Genomic DNA, 18,802 nt, shown 5'->3' with positions numbered 1-18,802 from the left:
CCTATAATATTTTTTGATAAATATATTAAAACAATCAATATAATTTATATTAAATTCGGATTAATTTAGCCTAGCTTTGTCTTAGAAAAACTAATAAATCAAAAGGTAATAAATATGGCAGTTTCAATTTTAGGTTTGGATAAAAATAAAACAGATAAATTAACAAAAGAGTTAAATAATTTGTTAGCTAATTTTCAGGTATACTATCAAAATGTTAGAGGGCTACATTGGAATATAAAGGGGAAAAACTTCTTTGAGTTACATTTAAAATTTGAAGAGTTATATACGGATGCCCAAGAAAAAGTTGACTTAATTGCGGAAAGAATTTTGACATTGCAAGGAACACCTCTTCATACCTTTGAAGATTATCAGAGTCAAGCATCTGTGCCTATTGGTAAAAATATTTCTAATGATGAAGAAGCAGTAAGCTTAGTGGTTAATTCTTTGACAGAGTTATTGAAAATAGAAAGAGTAATTCTTGATTTATCGGATGAAGCTGAAGATGAAGGGACTAATTCGATGATGAGTGATTTTATTTCAGAACAAGAGAAAACATTATGGATGATGAATGCTTGGTTAGGTTAAACTAAAGTATTTTTATTGTAAATAATTACGAAAGGTGATATAATTTTATATCACCTTTTTTGTTTACAAATGTTTAATAGTAATAGTTTAAAACTTCATTAAAGCTTTCTCCAATACTATACACATGAATACCTGAAAGCTTGCTTTTTTCTGCTTACAGATACTACATTTATCATTTTGAAATAAGTAGATTCAATTTCTTTTTTAATCAATACGTTGTTTTATTTAGAATATACGATAAATATAAAAGATTACATTTCTAAAAATCTATTATATGGATTGATATTTATGCGGTTATCTATTTTTTTTGATGCTTTAAGGGTATTGAAAAATATTTTTTTCTTATTCCTATAATATAGAGTGATAAATTAATTTAATATAAGTAAAGAGCGCAAAGTGTTCTTAAGCGTGAACAATATTTCTATGTGTATTCAATTTGAGAAATGGAAACATATTACAATTAGAAATATTCTTTTTACTATAGATACAACTGCATCTTTATTTATAAAATTTAAAATTGATTTTTTATACTGTAAATGGTTTACGCATAGTTTTTTAATTATTAGAGAGTGAATAAATATGTGTTTGCCAATAACCCTTTTACACATAAATAAAATGAAAACTAAATTAAATTTAAGTAAAAAAGTACTGTTTTTAATAAATAGACTTTTAAAAGAAAAAAATGAAAAAAACATTGCTGATTTTCAATTTGACCATTTAAAAAAACTTTCTTGGTTACCGATAATGCTATTATTTTTATTTCATAGTTGTCAGGATGAATACCATATAAAAAATAATATTGAAGAAGAAGTTTTATCAAATAATAATAGTCTTGTTGATATAGATTATTTAGGGCAAAAATTGACAGTTTTTAAAAGTAATGGAAATTATTTTTATTACGATGATGTCATATTACCTAAAAAAAATGTGATTGAGCTAGGGTTAAAAAATCTTTACACAAAAAGTAAGGATAAAAATATTGCTTTAAGTGGAGAAGATATTTTAAAAGAATTAAATACAGGAAAAGTCATTAAGGTTACCCCATTTCCAGATGGCATAATAAGATTTTATATTGATCCTAAATTTAATGAAGAAAGAAAAAGACTTATTAGAGCAGCAGCAAAAGACTGGCAAAATGCTGTGCCCGCATTGAAGTTAATAGAACAAAATAAAAAGAGTACAAAATATATTTATATTAAAAAAGTAAATACAGGATGTAGAACTAATGGTTTAGGTGCTAGTATAACAGAGATGCAATTAAGTGATACTTGTGACTATTTAAGTATTTTACATGAATTTGGGCATGTGGTTGGTTTGGAGCATGAGCATGTACTACCAGATAGAAATGATTATATTACACTAAATACTGATGCATTTTTATATATTCAAAATAATTTTCCAGACCTACTTTACAAGGCAATTGGAAATTATATAATAAGTAAACCTAGTTATAGAAACCCTTTCTCTTTTAGTCAAGAATCAATTATGTTGTATGCCAGTTATCCTAGAAACGCTATTGCACTTAGAGATGCTTTAAAACGAGAAAAACTTCCTCTGTATACATTTAAAGATGGTTCTGATGTTAAAAGGCAAACCCCTGATAATAGTTTGCCAAATAAATTTAAAATAAGTCAAAAGGATATTAATTTAGCAACTTTTCTTTACAAAAAGAATAATGATTTAAATTCCAAAGATAGGTTTATTTACATTAATAATATTGACTATTCAAATCTTGAAGTATATATTCACACAGCGCATTCTAATGAAATTATAGATTTACCTATTGGTTTAAATACAGGTAGTGTTATTGCTTTACAAGTTAAAGCTAATGGAAGTGTCTATTATGAAGGGAACCATGTTCGGGAAGTTTTTTTTAAGTACAATCATGATAAAAGGAATGTAGAGAATGATAGTCGACTTATTTTTAATACTAATAATATTTTGTTTAATCCAAATCGTAGTGATGCTGATGCTCCATTAGTATTAAATTACAAATCTAAGCCTGTAACCAGAGAAACTATATGTTTAAAAGGATTTTCTTCTTATGGAGGTAAAAATGGTAGAGTTATAAGTAAGTTTCAGAATAATTCGATTTATATCAATTTACATAAATGGGAAACACCAAGTAGGAAAATAAATCCAGAAAAACTTATTAATTATAAAAGTAATAGGTATGATAGTAATGGTTTTATCACTTTTGCAAATGAATACAACTCTAAAAATATTAAAAATGTTAGGGTAGGATTAAATTCAACAACTGATTATTACTTTAATTTCAATTACAATGTTAGTTTTAATCTAAAAAATAGGTATCTATATATGAGCCGATTAGATTGGTATAATTGGTATTATGTAAATCAACTTGATTTGGGTGAAAGTAATGATGTGTATGGCGGAGATGAATTTAATTTGGGGTATTACTTAAATATATTTAGTTATGGTATTGAATACAGACCAAATGATGATTACAATGAAAGTTTTCCTATAATTGATTATGAAACCGGATATTATTCAAGTATGATTGATGTTAATGGGATACATGGCAATACCAAACCTGCCTATGTTCATGTTAAGCCTGAGAATAATGGAGCGCAAGTAAGAATAAAAGTTTCCATTAAATAAAATATTGTAGATACTATCTTAAAAAAGTACATTGGTTTGAAGTTAGAGCTATACTGATGTACTTTTTGTAGTTGTAAAAAACAAAGGCTACTGTTTATATTTAACTAAAACTATCTATTTTTCAATCTTAAATTCCATAGGAATATTAAAAAGAACATCAACACTCTTATTATTGTGTTTTCCAGGAATGAATTTTGGCAGTAATCTTATAATACGTTTAGCTTCTTCTTGTAAAGATTTATTTTTTTCTGAAGAAATTGCTTGAATTCGCGAAACATCCCCTTTTTTATCAATAACAAACTTTACTAAAACAACCCCTTCAATATTACGTTTTAAAGCTGTTTTTGGATATAAAAAATGTTTATTTATATGGTGTTGCATTTTTTGATTGAAATTATCATACTGTCTTCCTGAATCTCTGTCCGCTTGATCAAAAAGAGGAATAAAATCAATATCTGTAAAGTTGATAAGCTTATCGTTATTTGCATCAAGCAGTTTAGTGGAAATAGTAGCTATATTTCTCTTGATATTAGATATATCTAATTTAGTCGAAGCTTTTAAATTTTTTGCTAAGTTTTCAGATTCGAAAATAAATGTATTAGATAATTTTTTATTTCTCTTTTTTAGAAAACGATGATGATCGTTTGAGGGTAGAGATGATTGCTTTATTTTTGGTGAAACTTTACATTTCTTTTTTAAGAAAAAAATCGAATTTAAGTCACTTTTATTGATATCAGAATCTAAAGTACAATGCTGTGAAAAGCTTTGTTGAAAAATAAAATAAAATAATAAATTTGATACAAAATAAATTTTTGACATAAACTCGATTTTCTAGTAGTTGAGTTTTTGGTTTGATATTGAGCATCAAACATAAGAAATAAAGATAAGGCTTATATCCTTTAATAGATTAAGAGAGTCTTTTAGCCGATAAAATACTCTTTACTTCAGATGTGACATTTTAATGATTTTGTATTTTGGTTTATATATCAAATCAAATTTTTAAAAATAGAATTAAATAAAATTTTAAAACCAATACAAGCAATAAGAATAGCAGTTGCTTTTTTTAATTTTAGTGGATTGAGCAATTTATTGCTTAATCTATTTCCTATTATACTCCCCACAAAGACAGTTGTCATCAAACTTAATGAAAGAAACCAATCTATTTGAAATTTAGGATTATAAGTTTGACCAATTAATCCACCAATTGAATTAACCAAGATAAAAAAACTACAGGTTGAAGCAATTTTTTTTGAAGTATCCCATCTGATAATATGTAGAAAAGGAGCTAAGAATATCCCTCCTCCAATACCAACCAGACCTGATAAAAAACCAATTCCTCCTCCATATAAGGCACTTTTTAATGCGCTTGTTTTTTTTGAATTAGTATCAGTAACTATTTTATAGGATCGCCACATTATGATTGAAGTTATTACTAAAACGGTACTTAATGTTATAAGAAAGAAGGTTTTATTAATCCTTAAAAGCCCGCCTGTAAAAGCCATTGGAACACTGAAAATAACCAAAGGAAATACTTTAATCCAATTAATTTTCCCTATTTTATGTAAGATAATTAGATTGGTAGCTACAACGATAATATTGCAAAGAAGCGCAGTAGATCTTACTTGAATAAAAATAATTTCTGTTAAGGATAAAACAGCTAAGTAACTGGAGCCTCCCCCGAAACCTACTGAAGAGTATATTATTGAAATCAAAAAAAATAGAAAAACAAGATGCCAATAATCTATCAATATGTTTGAAACTAAAATTGTGAGCATAATATCATATAAAAAGTTACTAAAATACCACATTTAATAGTTGAAAATTAACAGAAGTAAATTACCAGATGTTAAAATAATTAATTGTTTTTTCTTATTTGTAATAAGTAAAATTGTTTTTTTTATTGTTTAGTCTTTTATTTTGTTGTTTGGGTGTGTAAAATTAGTTATTGGTAGAAAAAAATATAAAATAAAAAATTTAATATTATTTTAGTTATAGATATTTTAAACATAAGGCTTAATGAGTAATTATCATATAAAAAATTTAGAAGAATATTATCAGGTTTATAGAAGGTCTGTTAGAGACCCCGAATTATTTTGGGAAGAAATCGCTGAAGAACATTTTGTTTGGAGAAAAACTTGGAGAAAAGTTTTAGAGTACGATTTTTCTGTACCCGAAGTAAAATGGTTTGAGGGGGCTGAATTAAATATTACTGAAAATTGTATTGACCGTCATTTAGTTACAAGAGGGGATAAAACAGCTATTTTATTTGAACCGAATAATCCCAATGAAAGTCCCCTTGAAATAAGTTATAGAGATCTTTACAGGAGAGTTAATAAATTCGCAAATGTTTTAAAAGAGAATGGTATTGAAAAAGGAGATAGAGTTTGCATTTATTTACCAATGATCCCAGATTTAGCTATTTCGTTATTGGCTTGTGCAAGAATAGGAGCTGTCCATTCTGTTGTTTTTGCTGGCTTTTCAGCATCTGCTTTAGCTACTCGAATAAATGACTGCGAAGCAAAGATGGTTATTACATCTGATGGTGCTTATAGAGGTGCAAAAAAAATAGATCTAAAAGGTATTGTAAATGAAGCTCTTGAGAGTTGTTCTTTAGTAAAAACAGTATTGGTTTCTAAAAGAATTGATTCTAAACCAAATATGATAAAAGGACGAGATAAATGGTTATCCCCTTTACTTGATGTAGCATCTGAAGAATGTGAACCTGAAGTAATGAAAGCAGAAGATCCTTTATTTGTACTTTATACTTCTGGGTCTACAGGAAATCCTAAAGGTATGTTACATACAGTAGCTGGTTATATGGTTTATACAGCTTACACATTCAAAAATGCGTTTAATTATAAGGAAAGTGATGTTTATTGGTGTACTGCTGATATAGGTTGGATTACTGGGCATAGTTATATTGTATATGGTCCTTTAGCTAATGGAGCAACTACTGTTATGTTTGAAGGGGTGCCTAGTTATCCTGATTTTGGTAGATTTTGGGAAATCATAGAGAAACATAAGGTAACTCAATTCTATACGGCTCCAACAGCTATTAGAGCTTTAGCAAAAGAAAATTTAGATTATGTTAAAAAGCATGACTTATCTTCTATAAAAGTATTAGGAACTGTAGGTGAACCTATTAATGAAGAAGCTTGGCATTGGTATAACGACAATGTAGGGAAAAAGAAAAACCCAATAATAGATACTTGGTGGCAAACAGAAACAGGAGGTATGATGATTTCTCCTATTCCCTACGTAACCCCAACAAAGCCAACTTATGCAACGCTTCCTCTTCCAGGTATTCAATTGGCATTGATGGATAATAAAGGAAATGAAATCTTTGGCAATCAGGTAGACGGTCGTTTGTGTGTAAAATTTCCGTGGCCTTCAATGGCAAGAAGTATTTGGGGAAATCACCAACGTTATAAGGAAACATATTTTTCTCAATTCAAAGGAATGTATTTTACAGGCGATGGTGCTTTACGTGACGAAGTTGGGTATTATCGAATTACAGGTAGAGTAGATGATGTCATTATTGTTTCAGGCCATAATTTAGGAACAGCTCCAATTGAAGATGCTATAAATGAGCATCCAGCTGTAGCAGAAAGTGCGATTGTGGGTTTCCCTCATGACATCAAAGGAAATGCATTGTATGGGTATGTGATTCTGAAAGAAGTAGGGGAGGGAAGAGATCATGATAATCTTCGTAAAGAAATAAATCAAATCATTACAGAGCACATCGGTCCAATTGCTAAATTAGATAGGATTCAATTTACCCAAGGGCTTCCCAAAACTCGCTCAGGTAAAATAATGAGACGTATTCTTCGTAAAATTGCTCATAACGAATTAGATGATCTTGGAGATGTGTCAACTTTACTAAATCCTGAGGTGGTGCAAACTATTATCGAAAAAAGGATAAAAAACGAGCTAGTAAACTAATAATAAATCTTTCTTACTTTTCTAGACCCTCAAGTTAAAATTACTTGAGGGCTTTAGTTTGTTTTTATATCAGTCATATTTTTTTAAAGAAATATCAAATTATATTACGTGTCATTAGCTCATCATAAATATCTTTAGTACCATAGCCTACCAAATTTATTTCTTTATCGTGATCAATCGCTTTTGTGAATAAGTTAACGATAGAGTTTACAGTCTTACTATCCATTTCTTTTACCTCACTAATATTAAGTATAACAGAATGATTTTTTTTTAAAAAATTATTGATCTTCTTTTTAACTTTTTTGAAATTAGAACTATTGAGATCTCCTTTCAAGAAAAAAAGATTTTTTTGTTTTGTAATGTTCACATGCATAGTTCCTAGTTTTTTCTAAATTATACATTTAAAAGATTCGGAAACCAATTTTTTGTTTGAGAAAATAGTTATTTCGATTAAAAGCATTTTCCTTTAGGTAAACAGAACTTTAATTTACAAAAAAACTAAAAACACTACCTCCATAACGTTTTTCATAGTCAAAATGATCATGTTTAGATAATGAGGTATGTTTTGAATGTTCAATAATTAAAACACCTTCCTCGGTTATTAATTTTTTTTCAAAAACATAACTAATTATTTTGAAGAAATTCTCATCTGAAAAATCATAGGGTGGATCAGCAAAAATTATATCTGTTTGCAATTGGGTTTTTTCTAAAAATTTGAAAACATCTGATTTGTATGCAGTAATATTAAAATTTAATTCTTCTGATATTTGATTGATAAATTTGATACAACCAAAGTAAGCGTCAACTGCATATATTTCTTTAGTACCTCTCGAGGCGAATTCAAAACTTATATTTCCTGTGCCAGCAAATAAATCCATCATTGATATATTTTCAAAATAATATAAATTATTAATGATATTGAATAGTGATTCTTTGGCCATATCAGTGGTAGGGCGAACAGGTAGTTTTTTAGGTGCTGAAAACCTTCTACCTTTGTGTTTTCCTGAAATAATGCGCATTATTTAAATTTAAAGTAATAGATAAGTTGAATGATTAGTTAGTTCATTATCATTGTTTAAAAAGGACGAAGAACTGTTTATAAAAAAAATATTTCTCACATACTTGTATGCTATTTGATATAAATTAGATTTTTTATCGATATTTCCAATAAAACTTAGATGAAATTTTTCCGGATCAAGATTAAGTTGCTCAGCTATAAATAGTATATAATAAATAAAATCTTCTTTAGTTTCAAATAAGAAAGAATTGTATAAAACTAATTTTTTATCATTTATAACCAAAATATCCATCTGTGATTTACTAACATTGACATACATTTCTTTTTCTTTTGAATCATTAGTCAACAGAAGCTTATTAATTAAAACGGTAATATGATGATTATATTCAAATTCACCGAAGTTTTGAAAAATAAAGTTATTTATATTAACATAAGGAATGTATACATTATGAGCTTCTATGACCTCAATATTGTCATAGGTTAAAAAGTCAGTAGACAAAGTTTTTACATTAAAATCTAAATAAGGTTTTAAATCATTTCTGTCAAAATATTTTTCAGGTACAATAGTAGCTAAATTGTTTTGATGAATAGCACGCACACTTGAAAAGTCGTGTTGTAATGCAATATCATTACTAAAAATGTAAATAATCTTTTCTAATAATAACTCTGGAGAAGAGAGAGTTTTTGTAAATGTATATTCGGTTACATTAAGTATTTGCTTTGTGTCAAAATTACGAACACAAAAAGAAAATCCATCCAAACTAAATTGGATGGATAATTCTTTATATTGCGCTATTGCGCTAATATTTTTAGTCTTTTTTTGCAATTGCATCACCTTTATCGTAGTATGGAGGCCAATTTCCTCCAGTGGTAACTTCTCCTAAAGAACCAACAGAAACATGTGTTCCTTTGATTTGATCACTTTCAACAGCTTCTAGCTCTTGTTTTACTAAAGATACAGATAACCCTTTCAGAATAGGTTCTTTACTAACTTTAGCCTCGAATACAGGTACGTTTAAACCTTGTACTTTCTCAACTGTTCCTGTAGCCAATTCAAATTCTACATTAGTCCCTGGAACCTTGAACATGTTTTTATAATCTTTACCTTCGAAATATTTACTTACTGGCTCATATCCTATCGTATCAATTACCTTTTCCGAAATTTCTTTAGTTATTCCTCCCCCTAACTCTATTGTTTTTGGTTTATTACTAGTTTTTGTTAAAACTAATTGTCCATTTTCTATAAAATTAATTAAGGTATCCTTATTTCTTGCATATTGTCCATTAGCTTCACTGTACTTTATTTGTGCATCACGAATTATTTTTAAATTCTTAATAACTTTTGCATAACGTACTTTTTTCTCTTTGGCGAAATTTATCGGCTCCATAATTCCGTCATAAATCTTGTTAGTCAAGAAAATAGCAAGCGCTAAAAATACTACAGATACTAACCATCTTAATTTTAGTGGCACAAACTTAACAATTACTACGGCTAGCAAAACTGCAACAACAACAGCAGCTGCTAAGATCAATAATAAATTCATTTTATTTCTAATTTTAATATATGATATTCGCAAATCTACAATTTTTTTTTAATCATGAAAATTTTTAAGTATAAATACATTTATCTTTGAAAATTATTACGAATTTATGATCGAATCAAGAAACAAGTTTTATACTGAAATACTTAGAGAATTTCCATATAAGCCTACCATTAAACAAAATGAATTATTAAATGATCTTACAAATTTTATTTTTGAGGATAATAATAGTTCTTTATTCATATTAAAAGGCTATGCAGGAACAGGAAAAACTACTATTATAAGTACAGTTGTAAATAATTTGTGGAAAGCAGGTAGAAAAGCCGTTCTGTTAGCTCCAACAGGAAGAGCAGCTAAAGTTATTTCAGGATATTCGGGTAAGCAGGCATTAACGATTCATAAAAAAATATATTTTCCTAAAAAACAAAGTGGTGGAACTGTTAGTTTTGTAATGCAACCTAATAAGCATACAAATACGCTCTTTATTATTGATGAAGCTTCAATGATATCTGATGAAAAACAAAATTCTAAGTTATTTGAAAACGGATCATTATTAAGTGACTTAATTTCATATGTTTATTCTGGAAAAAATTGTAAGGTTATTTTCATTGGAGATACCGCTCAATTACCACCAGTTAAATTAGATATAAGCCCAGCTTTAGAGGGGGATAAACTATCTTTTGAATTTAATAAAAAAGTAACAGAAATTGAATTAAGTGAAGTTGTTCGCCAGCAAGAAGATTCAGGAATATTATTTAATGCAACGGACATAAGAGTACTTATTGAAAATGGCGCTACAGAGTTTAAATTCAATATTGATTTCCCTGATATTATAAGATTACAAGATGGTTATGATATAGAAGATGCCATTACACAGGCATATGATGGGGGTGACGGGTTAGAAGATACCGCCATCATTGTTCGTTCAAACAAGAGGGCAAATCAATATAATCAACAAATTAGAACAAAGATACGAGGGCAAGAGAGCAATATTTCAACAGGAGATTACGTAATGGTTGTTAAGAATAATTATTTCTGGTTAAAAGAATCTTCTGATGCAGGCTTTATTGCAAATGGTGATATTTGTGAAATTATTAGAATTAAAGAGATTAAAGAATTATATGGTTTCAAGTTTGCTGAAGTTGAAGTTAGGATGATTGACTACCCAAACATGAAGCCTTTTGAAACAGTGCTATTGCTGAATACATTAACTAGTGAAAGCCCTTCACTTACCTATGAAGAGTCAAATAAATTATATGAAGCAGTAAAAGAGGATTTTTCCCATGAAAAATCCAAGTATAAACAGTTTATGGGGGTTAAAAAAAATAAATATTTTAATGCTCTTCAGGTTAAGTTTTCCTATGCAATTACCTGTCATAAGTCTCAAGGAGGGCAATGGAAAACGGTTTTTATAGAGCAACCATATTTGCCTGAAGGTATTTCTGTTGAATATCTTAGATGGTTATATACAGCAGTAACAAGAGCTCAAGAAAAACTATACTTAATAGGTTTTAAAAATGAATGTTTTTACCAATAATTAGTAGTTTTTAGTAAAGATTTATTTAATTTTTTTTTAATTCAAAAGGACATCTTTTTATTTTTCATTTAAGGGTGAAATTAACTTTTAGAGAATTGTTTTTGTGATAATTTATTAAGATGATAAATGTTATCGTTTTGTTAATGTATTATAAATCATAAACAAAAAACTTATTTTTGAGAACTAACAGAACCAAAATATTGAAAATGAACCGAAAAATAATAGTTTTTATTTCATTTTTATTGATATCACTGTCAATAACAGCTCAAAAACCCCTTAAATTATCATCTAATCAGATTTATGAAAGAATTCAAAAGTTGAATTTCTTAGGATCAGCTTTGTATATTGCAGCACATCCGGATGATGAAAATACACGGCTAATAGCTTATTTAGCAAATCATAAAAAAGCAAGAACAGGCTATCTTTCACTTACAAGAGGCGACGGAGGTCAAAATTTAATCGGTCCCGAAATTCGAGAATTATTAGGGGTAATAAGAACACAAGAGCTTCTTGCCGCTAGAGGAGTAGACGGAGGTGAACAATATTTTTCTAGAGCTAATGATTTTGGTTATTCAAAACATCCAGATGAAACCCTAAAAATATGGGATAAAGACAAGGTGTTGTCAGATATTGTCTGGACCATTAGAAGTTTTAAGCCTGATGTGATTATTAACAGATTTGATCATAGAACTCCGGGTACTACACATGGACATCATACTACTTCAGCAATGTTAAGTGTTGATGCCTTTGATCTAGCAAACGATAAAACAAAATATAAGAGTCAATTAAAATTTACTGAACCTTGGCAACCATATAGGTTGTTTTTTAATACATCATGGTGGTTTTATGGCAGTAAAGAAAATTTTGCAAAGGCAGACAAGTCAAAAATGTTAAACTTTGATATCGGCGCATATTATCCTCTTAAGGGGTTGTCAAATAACGAGCTTGCTTCTATAGCCAGTAGTCAGCATTTATGTCAAGGATTTGGACGCTTGACCACAAGAGGAAGCCAAGAAGAGTATGTAGAATTTTTAAAAGGTGACTTTCCTTCAGATAAAAAAGATATTTTTTCAGGAATAAATACTACTTGGACACGAGTTCCGGGAGGAAAAGAGATAGGAGATATTTTAATTAATATTGAAAATAATTTTGATTTTCTAAAACCATCTAGACATATACCCGAATTAATGAAAGCGTATAACATGCTAAAATTATTAGAAAATGAACATTGGAGAAAAATTAAATTAGAAGAGCTTAGGGTAATTATTGAAGCTTGCACTGGGTTATATTTAGAAGCTTCATCAACAAGCTCTAATGCTACATTAAATAGTGAAGTAAAAATCAATTTTGAAGCTTTAAATCGAAGTGACGTTCCGATTCAATTAATCTCGATTGAAATTAAACCTCAAGAAAAACTTTTATTAAAAAAAATAAACCTAGATGCTAATATCAAAAAGAATTTTTCTGAGACAATAAGAATAAATCACATGAGATATTCTACACCATACTGGTTAGAAAAAGCATGGGGGCTAGGGATGTACAAAGTTTCAGACCAAACAGAAATAGGGAATCCAGAAAGTAAAAGACCTGTTATTGTATGTTATAATTTATTGATTAACGGAGTTCCCATTTCATTTATGAAATCTGTTGTATTTAGGTATTCTCAAAGAGATAAAGGTGAAATATATGAGCCTTTTGAAATAGTGCCTGAAGTTACAACAAAACTAAAAAATAAAGTTTTAATATTCGCTGAGAAGGATGCTCAGGAAGTAAAAGTTGAAGTAAAGGCAGGTAAAGATAATTTGAATGGATTTGCTAAAATTGAGGTGCCTAAAGGGTGGAAAGTTACTCCAAAACAAATTAATTTTTCAATTAAACAGAAAGGAGATGTTCAAATAATGAACTTTATGGTTTCACCAACATCAAGTGAGTCAGAGGGGTACATTAAGGCAATAGCCGAAGTTAATGGAAAAACCTATGACAAAGAGTTGGTAGAAATTAATTACAGCCATATACCAAAACAAACTGTTTTGTTACCATCAAGTGCAAAAGTTGTTAGGTTAAATATTAAAAAAGAAGGAAATCATATTGGTTATATACAAGGGTCTGGTGATGCTGTACCAGAGAGTTTAAAACAAATAGGCTATAAAATAACTGAAATTTCTCTTAACGAAATAAATGATAAAAATCTTTCAAAATTTGATGCTATTGTTGTTGGGATAAGAGCCTACAATACAAAAAAAGAACTTCAGTACAAACAAAAGTTTCTGTTGAATTATGTTAAAAATGGAGGAAATATGATTGTACAGTATAATACAAATAGACGCGTTGATGTTAAAGCTCCATATGAGTTGAAGCTATCTAGAGACAGGGTTACTGACGAGAATGCTAAAGTAACTTTATTAGCTAAAGATCACAAAGTTTTACAATATCCAAATAAAATAAGTGCTCAAGATTTTGAAGGTTGGGTTCAAGAGAGAGGACTTTATTTTCCGAATTATTGGAGTAAGGAATACGTGCCAATTTTATCGATGAATGATAAAGGAGAAACTCCTAAAAAAGGGAGTTTGTTGGTTGCAAAATATGGTAAAGGAAATTATATCTACACGGGAGTAAGTTTCTTTAGAGAACTTCCAGCAGGTGTTTCAGGGGCTTACAAATTATTTGCAAATTTAATTGCACTGTAATTTTTTAAAAGTCTAGATTAGTATTATGATAAGACCATAAAAAATACATTTGAGTTGTGTTAAAGCTAAATAATGTAGTCTGATTTTGTTTTAAACAGATTAATAGAGATTGTTGCTAAGTCAGAATTAGGAAACTTTTTAAATACTTTTTCATCAGGGAATAAGCCTATAGACTTTAAAGCGTTCATGTATTCATCAAGTTCTACTATATATTGATCAGAATAACCGTGGGTAGCATCGTAAGCTGTTGCAGCTGTTTTACCTATATTTTTTGCAATTAGTTCAGGTTTGGATGTGTGAAGTTCAATTAGTAAAAGACCAAATTTCTTAACATATGGTTTCCACTTATTAAAATGTTCTTTCAGTGATTGAATAACTAAATTATTATTAAGTTTTTTTCCACGATAAGCATAGGCTCCAGAACAAGAGGTCAATGTTAATTGCTCTCGTTTAATTGGGGGATTCCATATACGATTATGATCTAAAAATGTTCTTACATTCAATAAGTCAGATAAAATAATCCCATATTTATCTTCTAGATCTCTTGACAGTCTGTCAGGGTTTCCAATGTCTCCCCACATAACTTTGGCCCAAATATTTGCTTGCACTAAATTTTTACGAGTTATCTCGAGAGCAGTTTGATTATAATCAATACCAATCAGATAAAGAGGGTATTCTTCTAGTTGCTTTCCTCTTGAAGTATGGTTTTCTATTAGATTGAAAAGATGTATTAAGAAAGCACCACTACCACAGCCAATGTCTAAAATACCTTTAGGTTGTTCCTCTACGGGTTTATTGAATAAACTAATAATAATTTCATCAATAACCTTAAAATAAGAAGCATGAGCACCACCACTTCCCCATACATTCATTGCTCTATCAACATGAGTTTCTTGCATGCCTATATTATTTGACTTTAATTTGTAAGGAGCATTAAAAAAAATAAGTTGATCTAATTTTTTTAACGTTAAAATATAGGATACTGTAACTCCGTAAGCACTTGCTCGTTTTGCAAAAAAAAGGCCTTCATTGGTAAATTCATAGGTTTCTTTATTTTTTGTAAACCAACCTAATCTTTTGAGAATATTTAGTAAACGCTTAAAATTATCAGGTTCACTATGAAATTCTTCAGCTTTGAATTTAGTTTGCATAAAATAATTGTGAAACATATTGTTCATTCCTAACAATACAATAATTGGTCCTACTATAACTCCCTCAATATGCTTTAAAATTTGAGAAACTATATTCTTTTCTTCAGGATTTTCGGGTAAAGGATTGTTTAATTTAGAAAAATAAAACTCAAATAAATTATCTAGTTTTTGTAAAGTTTGTTTTTCGAGACTTAGAACGCAGGAATGTTTTGAATATTCAAGTAGTTCAAAAGCTTCTTTGTATAGATAAAAATAGTTAAATGCAATTTCAGAATTTTTATTACAACTGTAAGTAACAGTATTTTCTATGTTATTTATTTTTTGATCTAACCATCCTTGTGAGCATAAAGTTCGTAAGGCTACATTTAAATACCCATCATTTGCATTAAAATGATTGCTTAGCAAGGTTAGTGATGCTTGTTTTTTTTTTAATAGATATTTAGTAATTCCTTTTTGAAAAAGAACAAATGCAGAGGGACAAGTTACGATTCCATCCAAATGTCTAAATAAATCACTTCTTAATCTCGATTTTTTTTGTTTAGAAATCATGAAAACTTTCTTTATAATTAAATATAATGAATTGAATTTTAAATTAAAGAGAAGTATTCTGAGATGATTAAAACTGTCGACGAAATAGAACTAAATAGTTTTTAGTACAACAGTTAGTTGGAATTGCTTTATCATGAGATAGTTAAAAAATAAAATATATTTTTAATTATCTGAATTGTATAATTTTTTATCATGGTTATATTTATTATTTGCAATAGTTTAATTGAGTTACTTAAAACTGTTATTTATTTTATTTAAGAATGCCTCAGCATTTTCAAAATGTTTGCTTCGTTTGTCTATATCCATTTTATCTAAATTATTAATAAGCATTTTTAACCTTGGGTTTTTACTTAAAAAAAGCCTATTTTTATTCATAAATCGCCAAAAAAGTCCGTCCCAAACCTGTTGCCAGTCTCCATTTGAATAATTACTCATTCTTTTAACATAGTTACTACTACTTATGTATGGTTTTGTTGACATAAGTCCACCGTCAGCAAATAAGGCCATTCCATATACATTCGGTACCATTACCCAATCGTAACTATCTATAAAAAATTCCATAAACCATTTATAAACATCATCAGGATCAAACTCACATAATAACATAAAGTTACCTAAAATCATTAGGCGCTCAATATGATGGGCATATCCTGTAAGTTTGATTTTGCTTATGGTTACGTCTATAGGTATTATTCCTGTTGTTCCATCATAAAAAGCTTTAGGTATTTTTCTAGAATGTTGCCAAAAGTTTTTGGTTCTTTCTTCAGTTCCCTTCACTAGATAAATTCCACGTATAAATTCACGCCACCCTAAGATTTGTCTTATAAATCCTTCTAAAGAGTTAATAGGAATATTATTTTTATCTGCATATCTTATTGATAAATCAATGACAAATGAAGGAGAAAGCAATCCTATATTAATTAAAGGAGACAAAACACTATGGTTTAAAAAATGGTTATTGTCAAGAATAGCATCTTCATAAGGGCCAAATTCATAGAACCTTGTTTCTAAAAAGTTAATCAACCATTTTTTAGCTTCTTGAAAGGTGATAGGATAAATTTGTTTTTCACAAAGTTCGCCAAGATTGTCAGAAAAGTTTTTTTTAATATATTCTCTAGCTTCTTGATAATATTCATTGGATTCAGGGAATGATATAGTAGGTGGGATTTTTCCTTTAGGATATTTCTTTCTGTTTTCGGTATCGAAAGTCCATTTACCTCCTTTAGGTTCTCCATTTTCTATTAAAATATTTCTTAATTTTCGTTGATCTTTATAAAAAGATGTTTGAAAAAATTTTTTTTTAGAAGGTTTAAAAAAAGATGTTAGTTCATTTTTATTATTTATGAAAAGAGGCGATTCGTAGATAATAATATTTAATTGATCTCTAAAATTTGTCACCTGTTTTTCTAGCCAGTTGTCAGTAGGGTCGATGATATGGATATTTTCTAAACCTTTTTCAATTAGATTTTTAATAAGGTTTTTTGTCTTACTTTCATAATTTTTAGCTTCTATGTAAAAGACATCAAACCCTTCATTTTTTAAATAATTCTCATAAAACTTCATTGTGGATCTATGAAAAGCTAATTTTTGCTTATGAAAATTATATTGATTAAAGAATAAATATTCTTCAACTAAGTAGATGGGAATATCGGTACTAAATATTTCAGTATTTTCAATGATTTGATTGGGAAAGAGTAATGTAATTTCTTTCATTTTAGTCTGTTTTTTAAATTATTAGGATAATTGTAACCACCTATTTCTAAATTTACGGTTTGCATCATATTTTTCTGATTGCCATTTCACATCGAATTTACGGTCTCTTGGGTCGTTTCCAACACCAGCTACATATTGCCAATTACCGTAATTACTGTGTACGTCATAATCTATGAGCATACTCTCAAAATAAGCAGCACCAATTCGCCAATCTAACAGTAACTCTTTCGCAAAAAAAGAAGCTACATTTTGTCTGCCTCTATTACTCATCCAACCAGTTTTTTTTAGTTCAATCATATTAGCATTTACAAAGTCGTTGAAAGTATGACCATTTATCCAAGATTGAATTAATACCTCATCTGTATTCCAGTTATATTTTTTTCTTTTTATTCCTCCCAAAGTGAATAAATTCGTTCCATGTTTGTATGCTAAGCATTTAAAATAATCACGCCAAATAAGTTCAAATATTAACCAGTAGGTTGATTGATTTTGCCCAAATCTTTTTTCATATTTTTTTATTTCCCAGTACAATGTTTTTGCAGAGATGCTTCCATTTCCCAACCAAGGAGAAAATTTTGAACTATAATTGACTCCAAGTAATCCATTTCTTGTTTCTTTATATGATCCGAGTTTTCTTGATTTAAAAAAGTAATATTGCAGGCGATTCATTGCAGCATCTTCACCTCCCTTAAAAGGAAAAGCTGTAAATGTAGGTATAGAAAAATCAGTAAAACCCAAAGTTTGAAGATTGGGAATTTTTGTTGTTACAGGAATCCAATTACTCGGATTTTTTGGTTGGATTTCTGAACATTTTTTTACAGTTACATATTTTTCGACTTTTTTTCGATAGCTACTAAAAACTTCAGGTGTTTTATCTATATCAAAAATTAGATCATGTGGATGAAATAAAAATTGATCAAAATAAGAGTGAATGCTTATTTTATTGCGGAGTTTAGAGCTTATTTTTGTGATTAACTTCGTTTCTTGTTCAGTGAATTCATTTTGAAACAGTAAGGCGGTAGCATCATTATTTTTGCAAAATTTAGGGAGCTTCTCTGCAGGATCTCCAAAAAATACAAATAAAGGGATATTTAATTTTTTTAAATTTTGGGATAAGTTATTGACAGATTCAATTAAAAATTTAGCTCTGAATTTTTCTGTTTTCTTGAAACCAAATTCATTTTTTTTAAAATCGTTTTTATTAAAACAGTAAAAACCAATAACACGATCATATTTTTCACAAGCTACTTTTAATATATGATTATCGATTGTCCTTAGGTTGGATGTAAACCAGATTATAGATATACTAGATGTCATACTCATTTTATCATTAAAATAAATTAAAGATAATAGTTTTGTTTATCTTTTTGTTTAAATAGATAAACAAAAAGATAAAACCTTGAAATTTATTGTAAACGTGGTATATAGCTTAATGAAAGTCGTATTTTAAATAATTT

14 protein-coding genes are annotated in these 18,802 nt (G+C 28.7%); 5 read left to right on the top strand and 9 right to left on the bottom strand.

Annotation, left to right across the window (positions count from 1 at the left end; genetic code table 11):
* Window positions 1-114 precede the first annotated feature (114 nt).
* Window positions 115-585 carry a Dps family protein gene (locus AC2GW8_RS02710; RefSeq protein WP_440881262.1) on the top strand — a complete coding sequence of 157 codons (471 nt, stop codon included), beginning with the start codon at window positions 115-117 and terminating at the stop codon, window positions 583-585.
* 615 nt (window positions 586-1,200) lie between these two features.
* Window positions 1,201-3,207 carry a M12 family metallopeptidase gene (locus AC2GW8_RS02705; RefSeq protein WP_440881261.1) on the top strand — a complete coding sequence of 669 codons (2,007 nt, stop codon included), beginning with the start codon at window positions 1,201-1,203 and terminating at the stop codon, window positions 3,205-3,207.
* A 114-nt stretch (window positions 3,208-3,321) separates the two neighbouring features.
* Here AC2GW8_RS02705 and AC2GW8_RS02700 read toward each other — a convergent pair whose 3' ends face one another.
* A complete protein-coding gene (locus AC2GW8_RS02700; protein ID WP_440881260.1) occupies window positions 3,322-4,026 on the bottom strand; it encodes an energy transducer TonB in 705 nt (234 codons plus the stop codon).
* 167 nt (window positions 4,027-4,193) lie between these two features.
* Window positions 4,194-4,982, bottom strand: coding sequence for a sulfite exporter TauE/SafE family protein (locus AC2GW8_RS02695; RefSeq protein ID WP_440881259.1), 789 nt, complete (start codon window positions 4,980-4,982; stop codon window positions 4,194-4,196).
* A 241-nt stretch (window positions 4,983-5,223) separates the two neighbouring features.
* Here AC2GW8_RS02695 and acs point away from each other — a divergent pair, with 241 nt between their 5' ends.
* Window positions 5,224-7,149: an acetate--CoA ligase gene (gene acs, locus AC2GW8_RS02690; RefSeq protein WP_440881258.1), complete on the top strand. Its 1,926-nt coding sequence runs from the start codon at window positions 5,224-5,226 to the stop codon at window positions 7,147-7,149.
* Between the two features lie 94 nt (window positions 7,150-7,243).
* On the opposite strand, the gene AC2GW8_RS02685 is transcribed toward acs, so the two are convergent.
* From AC2GW8_RS02685 to AC2GW8_RS02670, 4 genes are all read right to left on the bottom strand, one after another.
* Window positions 7,244-7,522 carry an STAS domain-containing protein gene (locus tag AC2GW8_RS02685; protein ID WP_440881257.1) on the bottom strand — a complete coding sequence of 93 codons (279 nt, stop codon included), beginning with the start codon at window positions 7,520-7,522 and terminating at the stop codon, window positions 7,244-7,246.
* 109 nt (window positions 7,523-7,631) lie between these two features.
* Entirely contained in the window at window positions 7,632-8,168 is a 537-nt protein-coding gene (locus AC2GW8_RS02680; protein WP_440881256.1) for an RsmD family RNA methyltransferase, read from the bottom strand.
* Between the two features lie 9 nt (window positions 8,169-8,177).
* Window positions 8,178-8,993 (bottom strand): DUF3822 family protein, encoded by an 816-nt coding sequence (locus AC2GW8_RS02675; RefSeq protein ID WP_440881255.1) that lies wholly within the window; start codon window positions 8,991-8,993, stop codon window positions 8,178-8,180.
* Complete coding sequence (locus tag AC2GW8_RS02670) at window positions 8,977-9,711, bottom strand: hypothetical protein (protein WP_440881254.1); 735 nt, start codon at window positions 9,709-9,711, stop codon at window positions 8,977-8,979. The genes AC2GW8_RS02675 and AC2GW8_RS02670 overlap by 17 nt, the downstream gene beginning before the upstream one ends.
* Window positions 9,712-9,817: 106 nt before the next feature.
* On the opposite strand from AC2GW8_RS02670, the gene AC2GW8_RS02665 reads away from it, so the two are divergent.
* Together AC2GW8_RS02665 and AC2GW8_RS02660 are read left to right on the top strand one after the other, a co-directional pair.
* A complete protein-coding gene (locus AC2GW8_RS02665; protein ID WP_440881253.1) occupies window positions 9,818-11,245 on the top strand; it encodes an ATP-dependent DNA helicase in 1,428 nt (475 codons plus the stop codon).
* 206 nt (window positions 11,246-11,451) lie between these two features.
* Entirely contained in the window at window positions 11,452-13,932 is a 2,481-nt protein-coding gene (locus AC2GW8_RS02660) for a PIG-L family deacetylase (protein WP_440881252.1), read from the top strand.
* 65 nt (window positions 13,933-13,997) lie between these two features.
* On the opposite strand, the gene AC2GW8_RS02655 is transcribed toward AC2GW8_RS02660, so the two are convergent.
* The 3 genes from AC2GW8_RS02655 to AC2GW8_RS02645 all read right to left on the bottom strand — a co-directional run bounded on the left by AC2GW8_RS02655 (window position 13,998) and on the right by AC2GW8_RS02645 (window position 18,662).
* The gene (locus AC2GW8_RS02655; protein WP_440881251.1) at window positions 13,998-15,632 is read right to left on the bottom strand and encodes a class I SAM-dependent methyltransferase; all 1,635 of its coding nucleotides are present in this window, start codon (window positions 15,630-15,632) and stop codon (window positions 13,998-14,000) included.
* A gap of 228 nt (window positions 15,633-15,860) precedes the next feature.
* Window positions 15,861-17,345, bottom strand: coding sequence for a cryptochrome/photolyase family protein (locus AC2GW8_RS02650; RefSeq protein ID WP_440881250.1), 1,485 nt, complete (start codon window positions 17,343-17,345; stop codon window positions 15,861-15,863).
* Window positions 17,346-17,366: 21 nt separating this feature from the next.
* On the bottom strand, window positions 17,367-18,662 hold the full coding sequence (locus AC2GW8_RS02645) for a DASH family cryptochrome (protein WP_440881249.1): 1,296 nt from the start codon (window positions 18,660-18,662) through the stop codon (window positions 17,367-17,369).
* Window positions 18,663-18,802: the final 140 nt, after the last annotated feature.

Source organism: Tenacibaculum profundi (genome assembly GCF_057162725.1).
The sequence above is the reverse complement of the archived record's forward strand: the minus strand, read 5'-3'. Positions and strand labels throughout refer to the sequence as shown.

Coding starts and splice junctions, on each gene's coding strand:
- AC2GW8_RS02710 (WP_440881262.1), top strand. CDS start 115: ATGGCAGTTTCAATTTTAGGTTTGGATAAAAATAAAACAGATAAATTA.
- AC2GW8_RS02705 (WP_440881261.1), top strand. CDS start 1,201: ATGAAAACTAAATTAAATTTAAGTAAAAAAGTACTGTTTTTAATAAAT.
- AC2GW8_RS02700 (WP_440881260.1), bottom strand. CDS start 4,026: ATGTCAAAAATTTATTTTGTATCAAATTTATTATTTTATTTTATTTTT.
- AC2GW8_RS02695 (WP_440881259.1), bottom strand. CDS start 4,982: ATGCTCACAATTTTAGTTTCAAACATATTGATAGATTATTGGCATCTT.
- acs (WP_440881258.1), top strand. CDS start 5,224: ATGAGTAATTATCATATAAAAAATTTAGAAGAATATTATCAGGTTTAT.
- AC2GW8_RS02685 (WP_440881257.1), bottom strand. CDS start 7,522: ATGCATGTGAACATTACAAAACAAAAAAATCTTTTTTTCTTGAAAGGA.
- AC2GW8_RS02680 (WP_440881256.1), bottom strand. CDS start 8,168: ATGCGCATTATTTCAGGAAAACACAAAGGTAGAAGGTTTTCAGCACCT.
- AC2GW8_RS02670 (WP_440881254.1), bottom strand. CDS start 9,711: ATGAATTTATTATTGATCTTAGCAGCTGCTGTTGTTGTTGCAGTTTTG.
- AC2GW8_RS02665 (WP_440881253.1), top strand. CDS start 9,818: ATGATCGAATCAAGAAACAAGTTTTATACTGAAATACTTAGAGAATTT.
- AC2GW8_RS02660 (WP_440881252.1), top strand. CDS start 11,452: ATGAACCGAAAAATAATAGTTTTTATTTCATTTTTATTGATATCACTG.
- AC2GW8_RS02655 (WP_440881251.1), bottom strand. CDS start 15,632: ATGATTTCTAAACAAAAAAAATCGAGATTAAGAAGTGATTTATTTAGA.
- AC2GW8_RS02650 (WP_440881250.1), bottom strand. CDS start 17,345: ATGAAAGAAATTACATTACTCTTTCCCAATCAAATCATTGAAAATACT.
- AC2GW8_RS02645 (WP_440881249.1), bottom strand. CDS start 18,662: ATGACATCTAGTATATCTATAATCTGGTTTACATCCAACCTAAGGACA.